The following is a 20,731-nucleotide window of genomic DNA, read 5'->3' as shown; positions in this document are numbered from 1 at the left end:
TGATTACGTAAATGGGAGTTTTATGTTCTTTCGAGCGTCAGATTTTAATAAGGTAGGCGGATTCGATACCAATATTTTTCTTTATTTCGAGGAAAGTGATATTTGTTACCGGCTCAAAAAACTTGGCAAAAAGACATATTTTATTCCCTCGGTTTCCTATTTGCATTACCAAGGAAAAAGCATCGATAAAACGGGTATTCCGATTGCGACAAAAATTGAACTAAAGACCTCGATGTTCTATGTCATCCGTAAAAATTATTGTTATTTACATTATCAAGCCTTGCGTCTCTTTTTTATCTTGCGATACGGTTTGGTCTCCATCGTCAAGCCCAAATATTTTCCATTATTACATCGTATTTTAATTGGGCTGCCCTTAGGAAAATCCATAAGACATAAACAGGTAATCAGTGAGCAGTGAGCAGTGAGGAGTGAGGAGTGAGGAAAATTTAAAAATTCATAACTCATAATTTTTTTGACACTTGAACTTGAAAATAATGTTTGCAGAAGAAATAATTAAAGCTATTTCGGTACTAGAAAAAGGTGGACTCATTCTCTACCCTACCGATACTGTCTGGGGAATTGGTTGTGACGCCACAAACGAAAATGCCATAAAGAAAGTCTTCGCCCTTAAAAAACGTGAAGATTCGAAAGCATTGATATGCCTGGTCTCGAATGATGCCATGCTCGAAAGACATATTGAAAAAGTGCCCGAGGTGGCGTATGACATCATTGATCTCTCGACCAAACCGACAACCATAATCTACGACCACCCCAAAGGTGTTGCCAAGAATCTAGTCGCTGGCGATAATACCTTGGCAATACGCGTGGCATCTGATAAATTTTGTCAATATTTGATCAACAAATTCAAAAAACCGATCGTATCGACCTCAGCCAACTTCTCGGGCGAACCGACCCCTCAAAATTTTGGACAAATCAGCGATCCGATTTTAAAAGGCGTGGACTATGTGGTAAATTTGCGCCGGGACGAAATAAACGGTACGCCATCATCTATAATTAAATTAGGTAATGATGGAACGGTAAAAATTATTCGTGAATAGTTATTCGTTAAAAGTTAATCGTGCCACATTGGTGAGTTTGTTTATATGGCTAAACCTTTCGCCCCCCTGTCATCCTGAGCGCAGTCGAAGGGCAAGGGGAGGTGGATTTTTCCGCTTTTTGGCGGAAAAAGACGGAGGGGTAAAGCCCAAGCCACCGGAAACGAAATTCACAAATCCTTACCACCTTGGACTTTAAATATTGAACCTTAAATTTTGAACTACAAACAAGCCCTAAAAAATCCAATATTCAAAATCGTGAGCGAAGCTGCACGAGAACTTGGCATGGATTGCTACGTGATAGGCGGTTTTGTACGTGATTATCTTTTGAAAAGGGGAACCCCAAAAGACATCGATATAGTTGCGGTTGGGAGCGGAATAGCCCTAGCCAAAAAAGTAGCATCAAAACTTTCTGGACAACCTAAAGTTTCGGTCTTCAAAAATTTTGGAACTGCCATGCTGAAACATGACGATGAAGAACTCGAATTCGTCGGAGCGAGAAAAGAGAGCTATCATCGCGACAGCAGAAAACCCGTTGTGGAAGATGGAAGCTTGGAAGATGATCAAAAACGAAGGGACTTCACCATAAATGCCTTGGCACTTTCACTGAATGAAAAAGACTTCGGAAATCTTTTAGATCCCTTCGATGGTTTGGGCGACCTTGATAAAAAATTGATACGCACCCCCTTGAACCCCGAATTACCTATTCTGATGACCCCTTACGAATGATGCGGGCCATACGTTTTGCTACCCAGCTAGGCTTTGAAATCGAATTGAAGTCGTTACAGGCCATCACCGAAAACAAAGACAGAATCAAAATCATTTCAGGCGAACGGATCGTTGACGAACTGCACAAAATTTTGGAAAGTCAGAAACCTTCGGTAGGTTTTGCCCTATTACACAAAACTGGATTATTGCCGTTAATCCTCCCTGAACTAACCGATTTGGAAGGCATCGAGGAAATTGAGAGTCAACGTCATAAAGATAATTTTTGGCATACCTTGGAGGTGGTGGATAACATATCCGAAACTACGGACGACCTCTGGTTACGCTGGGCCGCCCTTTTACATGATATTGGAAAAGCCCCAACGAAAAAATTCCATAAAAAACTGGGTTGGACGTTTCATGCACATGAATTTGTAGGCTCAAAAATGGTGTGCAAATTATTTAAACGCCTGCGGATGCCTTTGAACGACAAAATGAAATTTGTACAAAAAATGGTCTTGATGAGTTCAAGACCACAAGTACTTTCAGAGGATTTTGTGACCGATTCAGCGGTACGGCGACTGGTGTTCGATGCGGGAGATCACGTCGATGATCTCATGACCTTATGTGAAGCGGATATCACCACAAAAAATCCGAAAAAACAAAACAAGTACAAGAACAACTTCAAACTGGTCCGTCAAAAAATAGAGGAAGTCGAAGCTCGAGATCATGTTCGTAATTTTCAACCTCCTGTAAGCGGCGAGGAAATCATGGAAGCCTTTAACTTAAAACCTTCCAAAGAAATTGGAATCATAAAAGAAGCTATAAAAGAGGCCATATTGGAAGGGGAAATCGCCAACGAGCATGGAGCCGCAAGGGAATTTATGCTGAAAAAAGGTAGAGAATTGGGTCTTAAATCAAATACTTCGTTCTAGAGCCGCATTTCATCGATCAAGTCAATAAAGAAAATACCTTATCGACAAACAACACTTTTTGCTCTTTTCACATACATTTTCCTCTTAACAGTCAACAAATCCTAAAAATTCCATTAGTGGTAAGTTATATTTGTTATTAATGATGTGCATCCCATAGGCTTTTTCGCACATCTGTACGTAATTAATTACACTAACCGAAATCCCCAAAAGCCCATGAAAAGCGTATTCAAGTACCTATTGTTTTCTAAAATAGGAGCAAAGTCTATTTTATTATTGTTAGGATTACTTAGCATGAATTCTGTATTGGCCCAAGGAAGCTGTCCATCGTTGCCCTTCACCAATGACTCGGAAATATTAATAGAGGGATATCACTCTACGATAGTAAGAACCGAAACCGGGTTTAGCATATGGGGCGATAAGGCCTTGGCAGATGGCACTACGACCGGCAACCCTACTGATATAACACCGGCGAATGGCTACGCTTATTCCGGAACTCCTTTATTGGCTACGTTGGGCGATGATTTGCAGGGCAGTGCCAATCCTCAAAACTTTCTACTTGCAACCGATGGCCTTTATGTATGGGGCCAAGAAAATGCGGTAGTGGACGGCACCTTGACCTCAAGTACTTCTTTTCAGCTGCTGACAGTAACAGCGCCGACCGGAAATCCATCGACGGGCCTTCCTTCTGGTCTAAGTCCAACGGATGTAAAATATATGTCGGCCTCTAAGGGCGCAATCGCACTTTTGACAAATACGGGGAATGTTTATATAATGGCCGACGACGATTTTGAAATCCTCGGAGACGGATCTACCTCAATCGACAATAACTGGCATCAAGCTACAATTTCAAATGTTGAGCGCATTAAGGTAACCGAAGATGCAATCTTCGCAGTTATCACATCAGGTGCTTACTATACTTGGGGAGCCTCATGCGCCCTTGGTGATGGTACTGCCTTTTCTGCACGTAATTCGCCTACCCAAATGTCCGCACCTTTTGCCGGTGTCGCAACTTTTCTGGCAATAACGGGCAGTGGTGATACTGGAGATACCATATCGTACTATGCGCTTAACCCCATAGATAACAAAATATATACTTTTGGAGAGAACAAAGACGGACAATTGGGTATCGGGAGCACTACAGACCAACTTTCTTGGGTCATAGTCCAAAACCCGACCGACACAGGCGATTTGGAAAATGTGGTATTCTTGAATGCTGCGGACAATAGCCCCGGTCATCCAGCAGCAGGTGCGATATTAAGTGATGGCACACCCTATTTTTGGGGCGATAACAGCTCGCAAATGCTAACGGGAACCGGGTCTCAATATAATAATCCTCGTATTCCTGATGGCTTCGTTCAAGGAACCGAATTCGCAACCTACATTGGGGTTTCCGGCCACTATATCTTAGTAAAAAAAGTTGGAAACGACAGACCTTGTTTCGGCGGTCACAAATCGGAAGGGAACGTTGGCGATGGTGACTTGTCGAACGGTAGCTTCGTTGCTCTGGACTGCGGAGTTTTCCCCCTACTTGACTACTGCTTTAGTTCAACCACAGATGCAGATTTGGTAACGACAAAAGCTGTTGACGAAAACTTTCCCATAGAAGGAAATTCATTGGTTTTTACACTTTCCGTTACGAATAATGGGCCGGATGACGTTACGAATGTCGAAGTCACTGATGTTCTACCCGTTGGATTGACATTTACAGGCACTGCCAATAACTTAGGCGGAACGACCAACACTTATAACGACGGTAATGGAATATGGTCAATTGGCGATTTGAGCAATGGGAACACTGCCAGCATTGATATTTTGGCTACTGTCGATTCTGGCACCGCGGGTTCTGATATCATAAATAACATTTCTGGCCCGGCAACTGCCGACAATCTAGCCGATCCTATTTCCGATACCGATGATTTAACAGAAACTATTTTTGTTCAGACCGATATAGATCAAGACCGTGTCGGAGATAATGTAGACCTTGACAACGACAATGATGGTATTCTAGATAGCGTCGAATGTGCCGAACCCAACAATGTCGGTAATTCCGATAACAGCTCTGGGCTTTTGGCGAACCAATTGGCATTTGTCGAGTGGGGTGGCGATTTTGCCGATGGTATCGATGTGAACGACCAAATTACGCAAACTTTGAGTGACGGATCACAAATTACCTTGACGGTGATCGCCGCAAATACAGGTGCCAAAAGTTTTGTGCCCAATGTGATAGCAACCTATTCCGGGGCATTATTACAGAACAGTTACGACGATACGGCCAAAAATTATGCGCTTTATGTGCAGCCCACCGATCGCGGAGCGGAACTTAATGTTACGTTTCAGATAAGCGGACTCACTCCAAACGGATCCCCGTTCAAACCTTCCGTCATTTTCACGGATGCGGAATCCACCGATAGTGGTGAGACCAATGGTGCAGTGACCAATGGCTCCCCTTGGGCTTTGGTCGAACAAATCTCATATAGCGGTGCCGGACCTACCATTACGGGAACAGGCACGGGCCAAGTAACCCTGGCCGATACCAATCTAGGGGTGCCTTTAATGCGTTCTGACAATGTTTCCCAACTGACTATTACGACGACCGATGTGACGAATGGTCCCCCACAAGGACAACAGGCCATGATGATCGGTTTTTTGACACCGGCCGATGACGATAACGATGGAGTTGCCAACTGTTTCGATCTTGATAGTGATAATGATGGCATTCCTGATGTGATCGAAGCACAACCGACCGGCACTTATCAACCTATTGGAGTTATCGACCCTGCGACCGGAATACCTGCGATAGGTAGCGATACTGACGGTATCGATACGCCCGAGGATACCGACTTTGATGGTATTGCCGATTACCTGGACCTAGATTCCGATAGCGATGGATTGGCCGATATCATAGAATCCGGTAACGGTACCTTGGATACCAATAACGATGGCAGGACCAATAGTCCCGTAGGCCTAAACGGCTATGATGATACCCTGAACAACGGTGATGATTATACCGATCCCGATGGACCGGTCAACAATCCGTCCATAGATTTGCCGAACACGCAAAACCCCAATGATCCAGAAGTCGATTATCGCGATAATTCGATAGATAGCGACGGCGACGGGGTTGAAGATTCCGTGGATCTTGATGACGATAACGATGGAATTCCCGATAGTGTGGAATGTTCAGAACCAAATCCCGTTGGAAATACAGACAACAGCACCGGAGATTTAGCGGCACAACTCGCCTTTATTGGCTGGGTAGGCGATTTTGCCGATGGCATTGACGTTGGAGATCAAATCACCCAAAATTTAAGCGACGGTTCTACCATTACCTTGACCGTACTGAACGCCAATGCTGGGGCCAAAGGCTTTTTACCAAGTTCGATTGCGACCTACGGCGGAGCACTTTTGCAAACCGAATATGACGATATTGATGATAATTATGCCCTATATAACACCGATCCCACTAGGGGAGCTGAACTCGAAGTAACCTTTCAAGTGGTCGGAACCACGGCGAACGGCAACACCTTTAATCCATCGGTCATTTTTACCGATGGCGAAAGCTCCGATACTGGAGAAACGAATGAGGCCATTACCAATGGTACAAATTGGAGTTTGGTCGATCAGGTCGCCTACTCCGGTGCAGGCCCTACGGTTACAGGACTCGGAACATCATATGTAATCTTTATGGATACGAATTTTGGTGTGCCGCTGGTGCAGTCGAACAACGTATCACAAATAACCTTTAGAACTACCGATCCAACAAGTGGCGGCCTTCAGGCCTTGACCTTCGGGTTCTTGACGCAGGCCGACGACGACCAAGATGGGGTCGCCAACTGTTTTGATAGGGATTCCGACAACGATGGTATTCCCGATGTCTATGAAGCAGGAGGAACCGATGCTGATTTTGATGGTATCATAGACGGATTTACCGATGCCGATGGCGACGGATTGAACGACGCACAGGATAACATCGATAATGGAAGTGGCGGTAGCGAAGTTACCGGCGGAACACCGTTGGCCCTTCCGAATACCGATGGCAATGGAAATCCTGATTATTTGGATATCGATGCCGATGATGATGGTATTGTGGATAATATTGAAGGTCAACCGACCGGTGCGTACCAAGCTCCTTTGGGCGCGGATGATGACGGAGACGGAATCGACAACCAATATGATCCCGATTTTGTAGGAAGCACTCCGATCCCTATTGTCGACACCGATACCGATACGACTCCCGATTTCAGGGATTTGGATTCGGACAATGATACAATCAACGATATTGTAGAAGGATGGGATACCGATGCCGACGGCACTCCGGAAACTGTCCCGGCCAATGCCGATGCCGATGGTGATGGATTAGATGATAACTTCGACAATGATGACGCTGATCCAGATCCGACCAACGGACAGGTACCGGGCGACTTCCCCGATGCACAATTGTCCGGCGGAGATCGCGACTGGAGACAAGCTCTAGATTATGATAATGATGGTATTCCGGATTCTGCAGATCCAGATGACGATAACGATGGCATCTTAGACATTGTTGAAGGAGAAACTACGGACACAGATGGCGATGGTATCATCGATAAATTCGATCTCGACTCAGACAATGATGGAATTCCCGATGTTACCGAAGCAGGCGGAAGCGATCCCGATGGCGATGGTATTATAGGCGATGGCCCCTTTACCGATAGCGATAATGATGGATTGGGCGATTTAGTCGATGCGGATAATGGAGGTAACGACCTTCCGAATCCTGATTCAGACAACGATGGTATTGACGATAGAATCGACTTGGATTCTGATAACGATGGTATACCTGATGTTACCGAGGCCGGTGGCCCAGATACAGATGGTGATGGTGTTATTGACACTTTTAACACGGATTCCGATTTCGATGGCTTGGCTGATAGTGTTGATCCTATAGGCCCAGCTACCGCAGGAACACCATTACCAAATCCCGACACGGATAATGATGGTGTGGACGATCGATTGGATTTGGATTCCGACAATGACGGACTTACCGATGTAACCGAGGCCGGTGGCGCCGATACCGATGGCAATGGAAGAATCGATAGCTTTACTGATACCGATGGTGATGGGTTTGCCGATAGCATCGATACCGATGACAATACAACTCTCACTGTCTTGGATGGCGGTGGAATACCTTTGCCGAGAGATGATTTTGACGGCGACGGAAGACCCAATTATTTGGATATCGACTCTGATAACGACGGAATTACCGATGCGACCGAAGCAGGCGGTACCGATACAAGCGCAGACGGCGAGATCGATGGCTTTACAGATGCAAATGGTGATGGCTTGGACGATCCCACAGCGACAAGTCCATTAACTCCACCGAACACCGACGGCAATGCAAACGACGGTCCCGACTATTTGGATATCGATGCCGATGACGATGGCCTTCCCGATAATATTGAGGCCCAACCTACGGTGGGTTATATTACACCAAACGGTACCTCCGCACAAAACGGATTGGATACGGCTTATACCACAGGATTCGTTCCTGAGGATACCGACGGAGATCTGATTCCTGATTATTTGGATTCGGATTCCGATAATGACGGTATCGACGACCTGATGGAAGGTGGAAGAGGAGATTTTGCAGGAACCGATACCGATGGTGATGGTCTGGACGATGGTTTTGAAGGTGTCGATAACAATGACCCCAACGATGTAAACGACGAAATCGATGATCCTTCTACCCTACCAGACACCCAAGTGCCTGGCGGTGATGTGGATTATCGACAAGGTCTTGATTCAGATGGCGATGGTGTACTCGATGATACTGAGGTCGCCGATGGCACGGATCCGAACGATCCCTGTGATTATGAGATAGCAAGTATTACAGAACCCCAAAGGGAACCCTACTTGAGCGCGGATTGTGATGGCGATGGCGTAACCAACGGACAGGAAATTACCGATGGTACCAACCCAGAAGACCCATGTGATTTCAATACGGCAAATGTTTCCTTGGCAACTTCAGGTGATTACTTGATTTCTGATTGTGATGGCGATGGCGTAACTAATGGTACCGAAGCCACTGATGGCACAAACCCATCAGATCCCTGTGATTTCTTAGAGCCAAGTGTTACTCTGGAAAGATCAGGTGATTATTTGACTGCCGATTGTGATGGCGATACCATCTCGAACGGGCAAGAGATTACCGATGGTACGAATCCGGCCGACCCTTGTAGTTCAATCGGAGGTACACCTCCTGCAGGGGTAGCGTGTGATATCATCTTCGAATCGGATCTTGTACAACCAGGAATCAACGACGGTGTTTTCAGAATTACGAATATCGAATCCTATCCGAACAATACGGTACAGATTTATAACCGATGGGGCGTGCTGGTCTTTGAAACGAATGCCTATGACAATACAGGAAATGCCTTTAGAGGGTTTTCAAATGGAAGGGCGACCATTCAACAGAACGAGGCCTTGCCGGTAGGCGTGTATTTCTATATCGTAAACTACGTGAACAACGGAGAGAATAAAACCAAGAACGGCTACCTGTACGTCAACCGATAAAAACAAACCCATGCTAGAATATAAAAGCAAAAATATCGTGAAAAAATCCCTCATAACACTTTTCTTTCTGACGATTACGACTTGGGGAGTCTTGGCGCAGCAAGATGCGCAGTATACACAATACATGTATAATACTATCGCGGTAAACCCAGCTTATGCAGGATCGCGAGGTGTACTGAGCATAACTGGGCTACACAGATCACAGTGGGTCGGCCTTGATGGTGCCCCGAATACCCAGACGTTGAATTTCAATACTCCGGTAAGCGAACGAGTCGGTATTGGGCTTTCCATCGTGAATGATGAAATAGGAAATGGCACGAATCAAGATACCTACTTCGATGCGGTTTTTTCATACACGATACCGACCTCCGATACCGGAAAACTATCGTTCGGATTGAAAGCGGGTGGTCATCTATTGAATGTTGACTTTACAAAACTCCAAAACTATAATAACGAGGCTGCTATTATTGGTCAAAGCAATATTGATAAGAAATTTGCCCCTAATTTTGGTGCCGGCATTTATTACCATACCGATAAATTCTATGCAGGGCTTTCGGTACCGAACTTTTTGAAGACCGAGCATTTCGATAACAGCAGCTCGAACAGTTCATTTTTGGCGGCCGAGCGCATGAACTTTTACTTGATTACTGGGTACGTGTTCGACTTGAATCCAAATTTAAAATTCAAGCCGGCGGCATTATTAAAAGCGGTAAGTGGAGCACCTTTACAAGTTGATGTTTCCGCTAATTTTATGTTCAATGAAAAATTTACCCTAGGAGCTGCTTATCGATGGGATGCAGCCCTGAGTGCACTTGTAGGTTTCCAACTTTCGGATGCCTTTATGATCGGTCTGGCCTATGATAAGGAGACCACTGAATTGGGTGGTACGCAGTTTAACGACGGTTCTTTTGAAGTCCTGCTACGTTATGAACTAAAAACAAGATACAAAAGGGTATTGACACCAAGATTCTTTTAAAAGACATTTCAAAATGAAAAAAACACTAACATTAACCATAGGAGCCTTATTTATTGTCTGTTCATTGACTTTCGCGCAAGACAAGAAGGAAAAAAAGCCGCTGATAATTTCAACGATTATTCGTATGTAGATGCCATAGAAAGCTACGAAAATCTTGTGACGAAAGGGTATTCCGATAAAGAGGTATTTGAGAATTTAGGCAATGCCAATTACCTGAACGCCAATTACGACGAAGCTTCGATATGGTATGAAAAATTACTTCAAACCGATGGTGAAATCGACACTGAATATATGTATCGATATGCCCAAAGTCTAAAATCGATGGGTAATTATGCAAAGTCGGCTGAATGGATGAAGAAGTTCGAAGCGGCCACGGAAAACGATCTGCGCGCCTCAAAGTATCTGAACAATTCTGATTACCTCGAAAAAATTCGGGAGCAATCAGGGCGATATGATTTCAAGAATTTAGGTATCAACTCTGCGGCATCTGATTTTGCGCCTTCTTTCAACGATGACCAAATCGTTTTTTCAACGGCCAGGGATAGTGGTATCGTAGCGCGCATCATACATAAATGGAACAATAGGTCTTTTTTGAATCTATATACGGCCCAAGTTTCTGAAGAAGGGGAACTCATCAATGCAACAAGGCTTTCCGGTATTTTGAACAAAAAGACCCACGAGTCTTCTACTGCTTTCACAAAAGACGGTAGTACGGTATATTTTACCAGAAACAATTCCGATAATGGAAGTTTTTCAAGGGACGAGGAAGGCGTGAGCCGACTGAAAATCTATCGCGCCACGATGAATAACGGTGTATGGTCCGATATCTTTGAACTACCGTTTAACGGCGATTCGTATTCGGTAGCACATCCGGCACTTAGTGCTGATGACAGTAAACTTTATTTTGCATCGGATATGGAAGGTACACTGGGCGAATCGGATCTTTTCGTAGTCGATATCAATTCGGACGGAAATTTTGGAACGCCTGTCAATCTAGGCAACAAGATTAATACCGAAGCTCGTGAGACCTTTCCTTATGTAACTGAATCTGACGTGCTATATTTTGCCTCCGATGGGCATCCCGGCCTGGGCGGCTTGGACGTTTTCGCCACTAAAATCGGCAACGAAGATGATATCTACGTCGTCAACGTAGGCGGACCGGTCAATAGCGAGGAGGATGATTTTTCATTCATAGTCAATGAATCTTCCAAAACAGGATATTTTGCCTCGAACCGTGAAGGTGGTCTCGGAAATGATGATATCTATAGTTTTATCGAAAAAGAACCAATCGACCTTATTTGTAATACCACGGTCGATGGAATCGTAAAGGACCAAGAAACAGGCTATCCGTTATCTGGCGCCAAAGTCACGATATTGAACGACCAAAAAGAAATTGTTGCCGAAACCATTTCAGCAAATGACGGTTCCTTCACATTGGACGGTGATTGTAAGGATGGAAGCTACACTATTACCGCCATAAAAGAAGACTACAACGATGGCAACGAAATATTTACCATCGTCAATGCGAACGATAGCTCAGGTATCGAGGTGGAGCTAGAAAAAACAATCCGTCGCGCTCCGGTCGGTTCTGATTTAGTAAAATTCTTGAACCTAGAGCCTGTTTATTTTGATTTGGACAAATCGGCCATTCGCCCGGATGCGGAAGTAACCTTGAACAAGGTCATCGAATACATGGGCATTTTCAATGATATCAAAGTGGAAGTTCAATCGCACACCGATGCTAAAGCCGGAAAGCGATATAATGACAGACTTTCAAATAGAAGGGCCAAAGAAACCGTAAAATATCTCGTGGACCGAGGTATCGAAGAAACTAGGATTACCGGAAAAGGTTTTGGTGAAACACAGTTGACCAACGACTGTACGACCCGAGAAAGCTGTCCGGATGAAAAACATCAAGAAAACCGTAGATCGGAGTTCATTGTAATAGAGTAATAGATTAGTGGGTGGATTTTAGAAGAGGACGACTTAGGTCGTCCTTTTTTATACTTATCATTTCGTATTCTTTGGCTAAAGTGTGTTAATTTTGCACTGAAAAAGAAAATTGGATGCAAACACATAAACCTATTGTCTACTGGCTACTTACGGGTTGTTTACTGATATTTATTATGGTGCTGGTCGGTGGTATAACCAGACTGACACACTCTGGCCTGTCCATTACGAACTATAAGCTCATAAGCGGCACTATACCGCCTATGAATCAACAAGAGTGGAACGAGGCTTTTGAACTCTACAAACAATATCCTGAATATCAGAAACTCAATACTCATTTTACACTTGAGGATTTTAAGGATATTTATTTTTGGGAATGGCTGCACCGGGTCATCGGCAGGTTTATCGGCATAGTTTTCATCGTTCCTTTTCTGTTTTTTTTATTAACCAAAAAACTGAGTGGAGCTACTCTCAAAAAATGCCTTGTACTTCTTTTTTTAGGAGGTTTTCAAGGGTTTTTGGGCTGGTATATGGTCAAAAGCGGACTAGTGGACCGGCCCGATGTTTCCCACTACCGATTGGCCGCGCACTTGACAACAGCCTTTTTGACCTTTGCCTATAGCTTGTGGGTAGCTCTTGATTTGATATATCCTGAAAGAAAACAGATTTCGCTAGGTATTCGAAACTTGGTTCGTTTCACGTTCTTTTTCTTAATACTTCAAATTGTATGGGGTGCTTTCGTGGCAGGTTTAGATGCCGGTTGGATTCATAATCATTGGCCGATGATGAATGAAGGCAAACTAGTTCATGAAACGGTCTATATCGAGCATGACTCACTGATGAAAAATTTTCTGGAAGGTAAGAGCGGCGCGCAGTTCGTTCATCGATATCTAGCCTATATCGTAGTCGGCTTTTGCGTTGCAATTTGGTACAGAACAAAAGGCCGAAATTTGACGTTGCCACAGAAATACGGCGTTCAGTCAATACTGACCATCGTCGCTTTACAATTCATTCTTGGTGTATTTACCTTGGTTTATGCGGTACCGCTATGGCTTGGTGTAACACACCAAATCGGAGCCTTTTTTCTATTGGCAGCAATGACCTTTACACTTCATCGCTTTTCGAAATAATCAGCCCATTTTAAGTTATTGTTGTACCTTTGCCTCACTCAAAAAATGAGGGAGATGATTTACAAAATCAGGATAATCCTGGATGCCGAAGATGATATTTTTCGAGATATCGAAATTGATGCGGACAGTTCTATGGAAGAATTCCACAATGTCATTGCGCAATCATTCGGGTTTTTGGGAAATGAAATGGCATCGTTCTATACCTGCGACGAAAATTGGGTGCAAGATGAAGAAATTGCACTCTTCGACATGAGTGAAAATGGCTCTGACGTACGATTGATGAACGAGACATTTCTAGTCGATGTCGTAGATGAAGATTCGCCAAAGCTCATTTATGTCTATGATTTTTTAAGCATGTGGACGTTCTTCGTAGAACTTGCCGATATTGTTGAAAAAGTAGATGGGCAAACATATCCGAGCGTACTTTTTAGTTTTGGTGAGTTACCCGAATCACCCCCCGAAAAAAAATTTGAAGCGGATCCCACTTTCGATTTTGATGACACTTTTGAAAACTACGATGACCTTGATTTTGATGAAAATTGGAATTAATACCGAATTTTTGAATCATTTCTGCCCTAACTCCTAACTCCTAACTCCTAACAAAAGAATGATTAACCTCTACCCTACTCAAATTGAAAGTATTTCTTTGCACCGTGTTGGCAATAAAAACAAAAGCGAAAGTATTTTTCTTTCTGCGGAGCCTTTTAACTTAAATGATGAAACGACAGGTCTGCTAAAGGAATATTTCTTTAAACCTTTCCGTGAAAAAGAAGAGAATTATTTTCATCTGGCAAATGAGGTCGATGTCGAATTCAATGAAGTCTATAAATATGTATCCGAGATTTTTGACGACTCTTCGAAAACCCACCAAAACTCCAAAAAACTGGCCACACATCTTTATGAGCAGTCCAACCATCCACATATCAAAAGTGGAGAGGTTTATGTGACGTATTTGTCAGGTATTCTTTTGGACAATAAAAAAGTTGATGCCGTCGGAATTTTTAAAAGTGAGCTAAAACATGATTTTCTACAGCTCGAAGAGCAAGGCGAAAACTTAGATATTGTGGTACAACAAGGCATCAACATCAATAAATTGGACAAAGGATGTTTGATTTTTAATGTACAAAAAGAAGCAGGGTATAAAGTGCTATCGGTAGATAACAACCGCTACGACGCCAAATATTGGCTGGAGAATTTCTTGGAAGTGAATGCACTTGCCGATGAAAACTTTTATACAAAGAATTACCTGAAGTTTTGCCAGAATTTTGCGAAGGATGTCGTTTTACCGGCCGAGGATAAACAGCAAGAAGTGCTTTTCATGAACCGTGCCGTCAATCATTTTGCAAAAAACGACGCCTTCGAGGAAAGTAATTTTCTGAACGAGGTCATGGAGAACCCTGAGCTGATTCCCGAATTCAAGCACTACAAGGTAGAAAAAGGACCAAAATACAGTATTGAAGATGTTTCCAATTTTGATATAGCGAACAAAGCCGTATCAGACGCTCGAAAAAAAATCAAGAACGTCATCAATCTAGATACCAATATTCAAATAAAACTTGATTTCATCAACCCTGAATCCGCCGAAAAGTTCGTGGAGAAAGGTTGGGACGAAGAGCGGCAGATGTACTATTACCTCGTGTATTTCAATAAAGAGCAGAAAAGTTAGGGCACGTAGCACAAAAATAAAATCCTACGTACCAACACCAATTACATATTTTTGCAACTTGGAGCTTGCGATTTGGAATTTTATATTTTTATCTTATTCTCGATAATCTGCTTCATGCTAACATCCTCATAGTTTCGGCGCACAAAGTTCAAAGCTAGATCTAGGACCTCTCCCATGCCCTTACATTTCTTAAAGTTCATGTCCAAAGTCATATCATAAATCTGATTTTTGAGCAAATCAATATTTTCATCAGTGGAAATTGTATCCGTTTTACTAATGGCCCTTAATTTTTTAATTCTGTTGCCAGAACTAAGAATCCGCTTTGCAACGATAGAACGTTCCTCTAACTTATATTGATCGACAGAGTCACGCATCAGTTTTCCACGTACCAATTCGACCATTTTAAAATTTTCCTTGAAAAACTGTGGGCGATAGACTTTTAACTTTCCTTCGAAACATTGTTGGTCAAAATCGATGGCCCTAATTCTATAAACGACATGGTCAAAATCATGCACCGGTACGATTACGTAATTATAAGAACGCATGTCGCCCAAAAGGCGGATCATACAGCGTTCATTGAATTTAACGAACTCCTTGGCCAATTGTGCTTTTTCCGATTCGGTACATTTAGGCAACATATCCTTTATAAAAACATCGCCGGGAATACCGGCTATATGCTCTTCGATCAGTGTATCTTTGTACACTAAAAAGTTCAAATTATAAGGAGACAACATGTGTTCAAGCTCCAACCCGTAAATTCTTGAAGCGTCGGTTTTCTTGATATAGAAATACGTGAAATTGTCGTTGAGGATATTTCTGATTTTAATACGGAAGGGTTTGGAGTTACCAAAAGTGCAGAAATCGACAGCATCGACATTAAGGTACTGATGTATATTATTGCTGCCATCGGAATGCAAAATAGAATATACTTTTTTCAGACTTTCGTCTATTTCCTTCCGGTCGAACTCCGAATAATATACACGAATCCAAAGCGTGTCTTCGTCATTGGCGTCATAGACTACCACCGAACCAGAAAAGCGAAGCAAATCCTCATAAAAAATGGGGATTTCGATTTTTCGGCTGTAGTGGTCCAAGTACTCGTCCAACTTCGCACTTACCGGATAGGCCGGTTTTTTCTTTGACATTAATCGCTCTTCGGACATATTTCGAATTTATGGGTCTTCTTTGTAACAAATTTAGGCTTTCTTCGTCAAGTAAGAACAGACCACTTAAAAACAGCCCTATTTTGGAAAAAATACTTACGGTAAACAACCTTACCAAAAAATTCGGTTATCTGACCGCTGTCAAAAATCTTTCCTTCTCTATTGAAAAAGGCAATGTTTATGGTATTCTCGGCCCGAACGGGAGCGGAAAATCGACAACATTGGGCATCGTTTTGAACGTAGTCAACCGAACGGGCGGTGAGTTTTCTTGGTTCGACGGAAACGTATCGACCCATCAGGCCCTTAAAAAAGTAGGTGCTATTATTGAGCGTCCCAATTTCTATCCTTACATGACTGCAGTTCAAAACCTAAAATTGGTCTGTAAAATCAAAGAGGTACAAGAGGCTAAAATTGAGGAAAAACTGGAACTGGTCGGCCTTCTGGATAGAAAGAACAGCAAATTCAAGACCTATTCCTTAGGAATGAAACAACGTTTGGCGATAGCTTCCGCGCTTCTGAACGACCCTGAAATTCTGATTTTGGATGAACCTACAAACGGTCTCGATCCACAAGGAATTCATCAAATTCGGGAAATCATAAAAAAAATCGCTTCCCAAGGCACGACCATCTTGTTGGCATCGCACTTATTGGATGAAGTCGAAAAAGTTTGCAGTCACGTCGTCATCTTGCGAAAAGGCGAGAAACTCTATTCAGGATCGGTAGACGGTATGTTGGCCAGTCATGGATTCTTTGAATTGAAAACCGATCAAACCGAAAAACTAAAATCTTTTTTGGAAGACCATGCCAGTTTTGGAGAACTAAAAATAGAAAACGGATCGATTACCGCATTTTTAAAGGAGGAACTTAATCCCGCCGAATTGAATAAAATGCTTTTTGACAAGGGTATCATCCTATCCCATTTGGTCCAAAGAAAAGAAAGTCTTGAAGAACAATTCCTGACAATGACCAAGAACCAAGCTAATTAAACGAAAAACATGGTACGACTCCTTCAAATAGAATTCATAAAGCTTTGGAACAACCGGGCCAGTAGGGTTTTGATTCTATCATACTTTATCCTTCTGACATCGATAGCCCTGGTCGCCGCCATAAAATTCGATATTGGGCCGGTAAAATTTCATTTGGCCGAAGTTGGTATATTCAACTTCCCCTATATATGGCATTTCAATACCTTCGTAACCGCCTTTTTTAAACTTTTCTTGGCCATTGTAATCGTATCAATGATGGCAAATGAATATAGTAATAAGACCATCAAACAAAACCTGATAGACGGTCTTTCTAAAAAAGAGTTCATCCTTTCAAAAGTCTTGACCGTATTTTCTTTCGCGTTGATTTCCACTGTATTTGTTTTTGTGGTGTCGATGATTTTAGGGCTTATTTATTCCGACTACAACGAACTGTCCATTATTTTTTCCGACCTTGAATTTCTATTGGCCTTTTTTGTAAAACTGATGGGGTTTTTCTCTTTCTGCCTTTTCTTGGGCATTTTAGTAAAGCGATCGGCCTTCGCCTTAGGATTTCTTGTTTTATGGCAGGTCTTCGAAGGATTTGCACGCGGAATGATGCGTTGGAAATTGTTCGATGGCGATACCACCGATGCCGTCATGGGGTTCTTTCCCTTGAATGCCATGTGGAACTTGATCAAGGAGCCCGTGACCCGATTAGAGGCCGTACAAACCGTGGCCGATCAGGTAGGTGAACAAATTGTACTCGACTATGCGGTACGCTGGTACGAGATTTTGATCGTTCTCGGTTGGACGGCCATTTTTATCTATTTGTCTTATGCATTATTGAAAAAGCGAGATTTGTAGTATATTGTAGAGTTCCGAGAACGCTATGATAATGAAAATTGCTAAACTTCTGATGTTGGCTTTGCTATGCCCTACCCTGTTTTTTGGGCAAGGTGAGACCAATAATTGGTATTTTGGCAACGGCGCTGGCATACAGTTCAATCCAGATGGTAGTGTTACCGGTCTGACCGACGGACAGATCGATACCATAGAGGGGTGTGCTACAATTTCAGACCCTCTGGGAAATCTACTTTTCTACACCGATGGCATAACCGTATACGATCGCAATCATCAGGTCATGGAAAATGGCCGAGGATTATATGGAGACCCTTCGAGTACGCAATCGGCACTGATCGTACCACGACCAGGCTCACCAATTATTTATTACATCTTCACCGTAGACACCTCAGTGCAGCAAGGGGATGTGGATAACGGCCTGAACTATTCTGTCGTCGACATTTCGATGAATTCTGGTGCGGGCGCCATAACTCAAAAAAATATCAGGCTCTTGGGCGATTGTTCCGAAAAGATTACCGCGGTATTAAGAGACTGTTCGGACCAATCAATCTGGTTAATCACGTTAGCGGATAATAACGGTGGGCCAAATCCTTTCAATACCTATCACGCCTTTGAAATAAGCACCACAGGAGTGGCTACCACATCGATACGATCTACATTCCCTGATTTGGCCATTCAAGATGCGAGGGGGAATCTGAAAGTTTCTCCCGATGGCACAAAAATTGTCAGCGCCAATGGTGACTTTGGCCTCTATTCTTATGATTTCGATGCGGCCACAGGACAGCTATCAAACCAAGAGCGCATCTCGATTTCGGCACCTCATAAAGTGCCGTACGGAGTCGAGTTTTCGCCTAATGGGCAATTCCTGTACGTTCATGCATCCAATGATCTTTTAGAAGCTACGGGGCATTTCTCCAATCTACTTCAGTATGATATGCTGTCACAGAATATTTCCGCTTCAGAAGTAATTCTCGATTCCAGACCCTTATATCGAGGGGGTCTTCAATTGGCCGACAATGGAAAAATATATAGAACCATATCACAGAATTATTTTATCGGCACATCCTATCTCGGGGTTATAAACAACCCGAATGTCAAGGGCGTAGCCTCTAACTATCAGCACAACGCAATCTCACTGAACGGCAGAGTCTCCGGTCAGGGATTGCCTCCATTCATCCAATCGTTCTTTAGCAAAATTGATTTGATCTTGAATCCTGATGGGTCTACCGCCAGTACCGTCTCTCTTTGTGGGAATGAAAGTCTGGTACTACAGACAGAACTAATTCCTGGTGCTACTTATTTTTGGGAAAAAGATGGTGTTCCTTTTGAAAATCTAACTGAAAACATTTTAGAAATACAAAGCACAGATGCCGATGATTCAGGACGTTATCGACTTTCCATTACGACCACCGATCCATCGGAATGCCCAATTATCGGTGAAGCTACCGTTACTATAGAACCAATACCTGAAGCGAACAATATCGAATTAGTTCAATGTGATGTCGATATCCAAAACTCAACCGATGGTCTTACGGTTATGGATTTAAAACAGGTGGAACAGAACCCCGATGTGACCTATTTATATTATGAGACCATAGCTGATATGGAGAACAACACCCCGATTCAAAACCCTCAAAACTATGGCAATACAAACTCTTTTGATCAGATTATTTACTATCGTGTCGTCAACAATTTGGGATGTGGAAATTCTGGAGAAATAGCGATCCATGTACAGCCGATAGTTTTCAATGGTCCTGAGAATACTTTCTATAGTTGCGATGAAGATGCCACGGATAATGTGCTTATCGGAATTTTTGATTTAGAGGAAATTAAGAACACCACATATCCGGATAGCGAAGTAAGTTTTTATAGTTCTCTTGAAGATGTTTCCCTTGAAAAAAATGAATTGCTAAATCTGTACGCCACAGAATCCGAAACGGTATATGTGCGACTTGAAAACGCTAATCAATGTCAAGATGTATTGGAAATTTCATTGATGGTAAATCCCACCCCTTTGTTCTCACTAGAACCATCGTATTTAATATGTACCGATAATCCGTCATTGACCATTGATGCGCCGGAAGGTTTTGACATCTATACCTTTTATAAAATCGTAGGTAGCTCGGAAGAACTTATTTCAACCACACAGCAGATTGAGATTTTTGAGATAGGCCAATATGCACTTGATGTTGGTTACACATATAACCAAAATGGAAATACCACCGTATGTGAGAGCCGGTTCGAGTTTACGGTATTGCCATCGAATATAGCGATTATAGAAGATTTGCTCGTTGCGGATTTTTCGGATAACAATACAGTGCAGATCGAGGTTTCAGGTGACGGTGATTATGAATTCTCCTTGGATGGTGAAAACTATCAAGAACCCAATTTTTTTGAGAACGTACCCGCTGGTCTTAGCACAGTTTTTGTGAGGGATAAAAATGGATGCGGTATTTCGGAAGAATTGATTTCGGTACTGGGTTACCCGAAATTTTTTACCCCTAATAACGACGGATATAACGATACATGGCAACTCATAGGAATCGATGATAGATTTCAGGGAGACTCATTCATAGCGATATATGATCGTTTCGGGAAGCAAATGGCGCAAATTGGCGCAGACGGTACCGGCTGGAACGGAACCTATAACGGCACAATGCTGCCAAGTTCTGATTATTGGTTCAAAGTAAGTATGGCAAATGGAAGGGAGTTCAAAGGCCATTTCACTTTAAAAGATAAGAACATAGATGATTTACTAGTTGGCAAATCATAA

The 20,731-nt window shown here is 42.9% G+C and carries 12 protein-coding genes and 1 pseudogene; 12 read left to right on the top strand and 1 reads right to left on the bottom strand.

Translation table 11 applies throughout. From position 1 onward, the window contains the following. The first annotated feature begins 22 nt into the window (after positions 1–22). The 9 genes and pseudogenes from N8A86_RS15890 to N8A86_RS15850 all read left to right on the top strand — a co-directional run bounded on the left by N8A86_RS15890 (position 23) and on the right by N8A86_RS15850 (position 14,969). The gene (locus N8A86_RS15890; protein WP_337251638.1) at positions 23–418 is read left to right on the top strand and encodes a glycosyltransferase family 2 protein; all 396 of its coding nucleotides are present in this window, start codon (positions 23–25) and stop codon (positions 416–418) included. Positions 419–494: 76 nt separating this feature from the next. Further along, positions 495–1,058, top strand: coding sequence for an L-threonylcarbamoyladenylate synthase (locus N8A86_RS15885; protein WP_273566278.1), 564 nt, complete (start codon positions 495–497; stop codon positions 1,056–1,058). 213 nt (positions 1,059–1,271) lie between these two features. Further along, positions 1,272–2,695: pseudogene (locus N8A86_RS15880) on the top strand (CCA tRNA nucleotidyltransferase). Positions 2,696–2,908: 213 nt separating this feature from the next. Further along, entirely contained in the window at positions 2,909–9,247 is a 6,339-nt protein-coding gene (locus tag N8A86_RS15875) for a T9SS type B sorting domain-containing protein (RefSeq protein WP_273566277.1), read from the top strand. Between the two features lie 10 nt (positions 9,248–9,257). Next, complete coding sequence (locus tag N8A86_RS15870) at positions 9,258–10,223, top strand: PorP/SprF family type IX secretion system membrane protein (RefSeq protein WP_273566276.1); 966 nt, start codon at positions 9,258–9,260, stop codon at positions 10,221–10,223. 156 nt (positions 10,224–10,379) lie between these two features. Further along, complete coding sequence (locus tag N8A86_RS15865) at positions 10,380–12,176, top strand: OmpA family protein (protein ID WP_273566275.1); 1,797 nt, start codon at positions 10,380–10,382, stop codon at positions 12,174–12,176. 113 nt (positions 12,177–12,289) lie between these two features. Continuing rightward, positions 12,290–13,303 (top strand): COX15/CtaA family protein, encoded by a 1,014-nt coding sequence (locus N8A86_RS15860; protein WP_273566274.1) that lies wholly within the window; start codon positions 12,290–12,292, stop codon positions 13,301–13,303. Positions 13,304–13,357: 54 nt separating this feature from the next. Next, positions 13,358–13,852 (top strand): IS1096 element passenger TnpR family protein, encoded by a 495-nt coding sequence (locus tag N8A86_RS15855; protein ID WP_273566273.1) that lies wholly within the window; start codon positions 13,358–13,360, stop codon positions 13,850–13,852. 58 nt (positions 13,853–13,910) lie between these two features. Then, on the top strand, positions 13,911–14,969 hold the full coding sequence (locus N8A86_RS15850; RefSeq protein WP_273566272.1) for a nucleoid-associated protein: 1,059 nt from the start codon (positions 13,911–13,913) through the stop codon (positions 14,967–14,969). Positions 14,970–15,049: 80 nt separating this feature from the next. On the opposite strand, the gene N8A86_RS15845 is transcribed toward N8A86_RS15850, so the two are convergent. Beyond that, complete coding sequence (locus N8A86_RS15845; protein ID WP_273566271.1) at positions 15,050–16,132, bottom strand: hypothetical protein; 1,083 nt, start codon at positions 16,130–16,132, stop codon at positions 15,050–15,052. A gap of 83 nt (positions 16,133–16,215) precedes the next feature. On the opposite strand from N8A86_RS15845, the gene N8A86_RS15840 reads away from it, so the two are divergent. From N8A86_RS15840 to N8A86_RS15830, 3 genes are read left to right on the top strand one after another with little or no spacing between them, the layout of a single operon-like run. Beyond that, complete coding sequence (locus N8A86_RS15840; RefSeq protein ID WP_273566270.1) at positions 16,216–17,118, top strand: ABC transporter ATP-binding protein; 903 nt, start codon at positions 16,216–16,218, stop codon at positions 17,116–17,118. 9 nt (positions 17,119–17,127) lie between these two features. Beyond that, positions 17,128–17,961, top strand: a complete 834-nt coding sequence (locus N8A86_RS15835; protein WP_273566269.1) for an ABC transporter permease — start codon at positions 17,128–17,130, stop codon at positions 17,959–17,961. A 31-nt stretch (positions 17,962–17,992) separates the two neighbouring features. Continuing rightward, positions 17,993–20,731, top strand: a complete 2,739-nt coding sequence (locus tag N8A86_RS15830; protein ID WP_273566268.1) for a T9SS type B sorting domain-containing protein — start codon at positions 17,993–17,995, stop codon at positions 20,729–20,731.

It is taken from the genome of Maribacter halichondriae (assembly GCF_027474825.1).
Classification (GTDB): Bacteria; Bacteroidota; Bacteroidia; order Flavobacteriales; family Flavobacteriaceae; genus Meishania; species Meishania halichondriae.
Note: the sequence above shows the minus strand (reverse complement) of the source record. Positions and strands in the feature narration are given on the sequence as shown.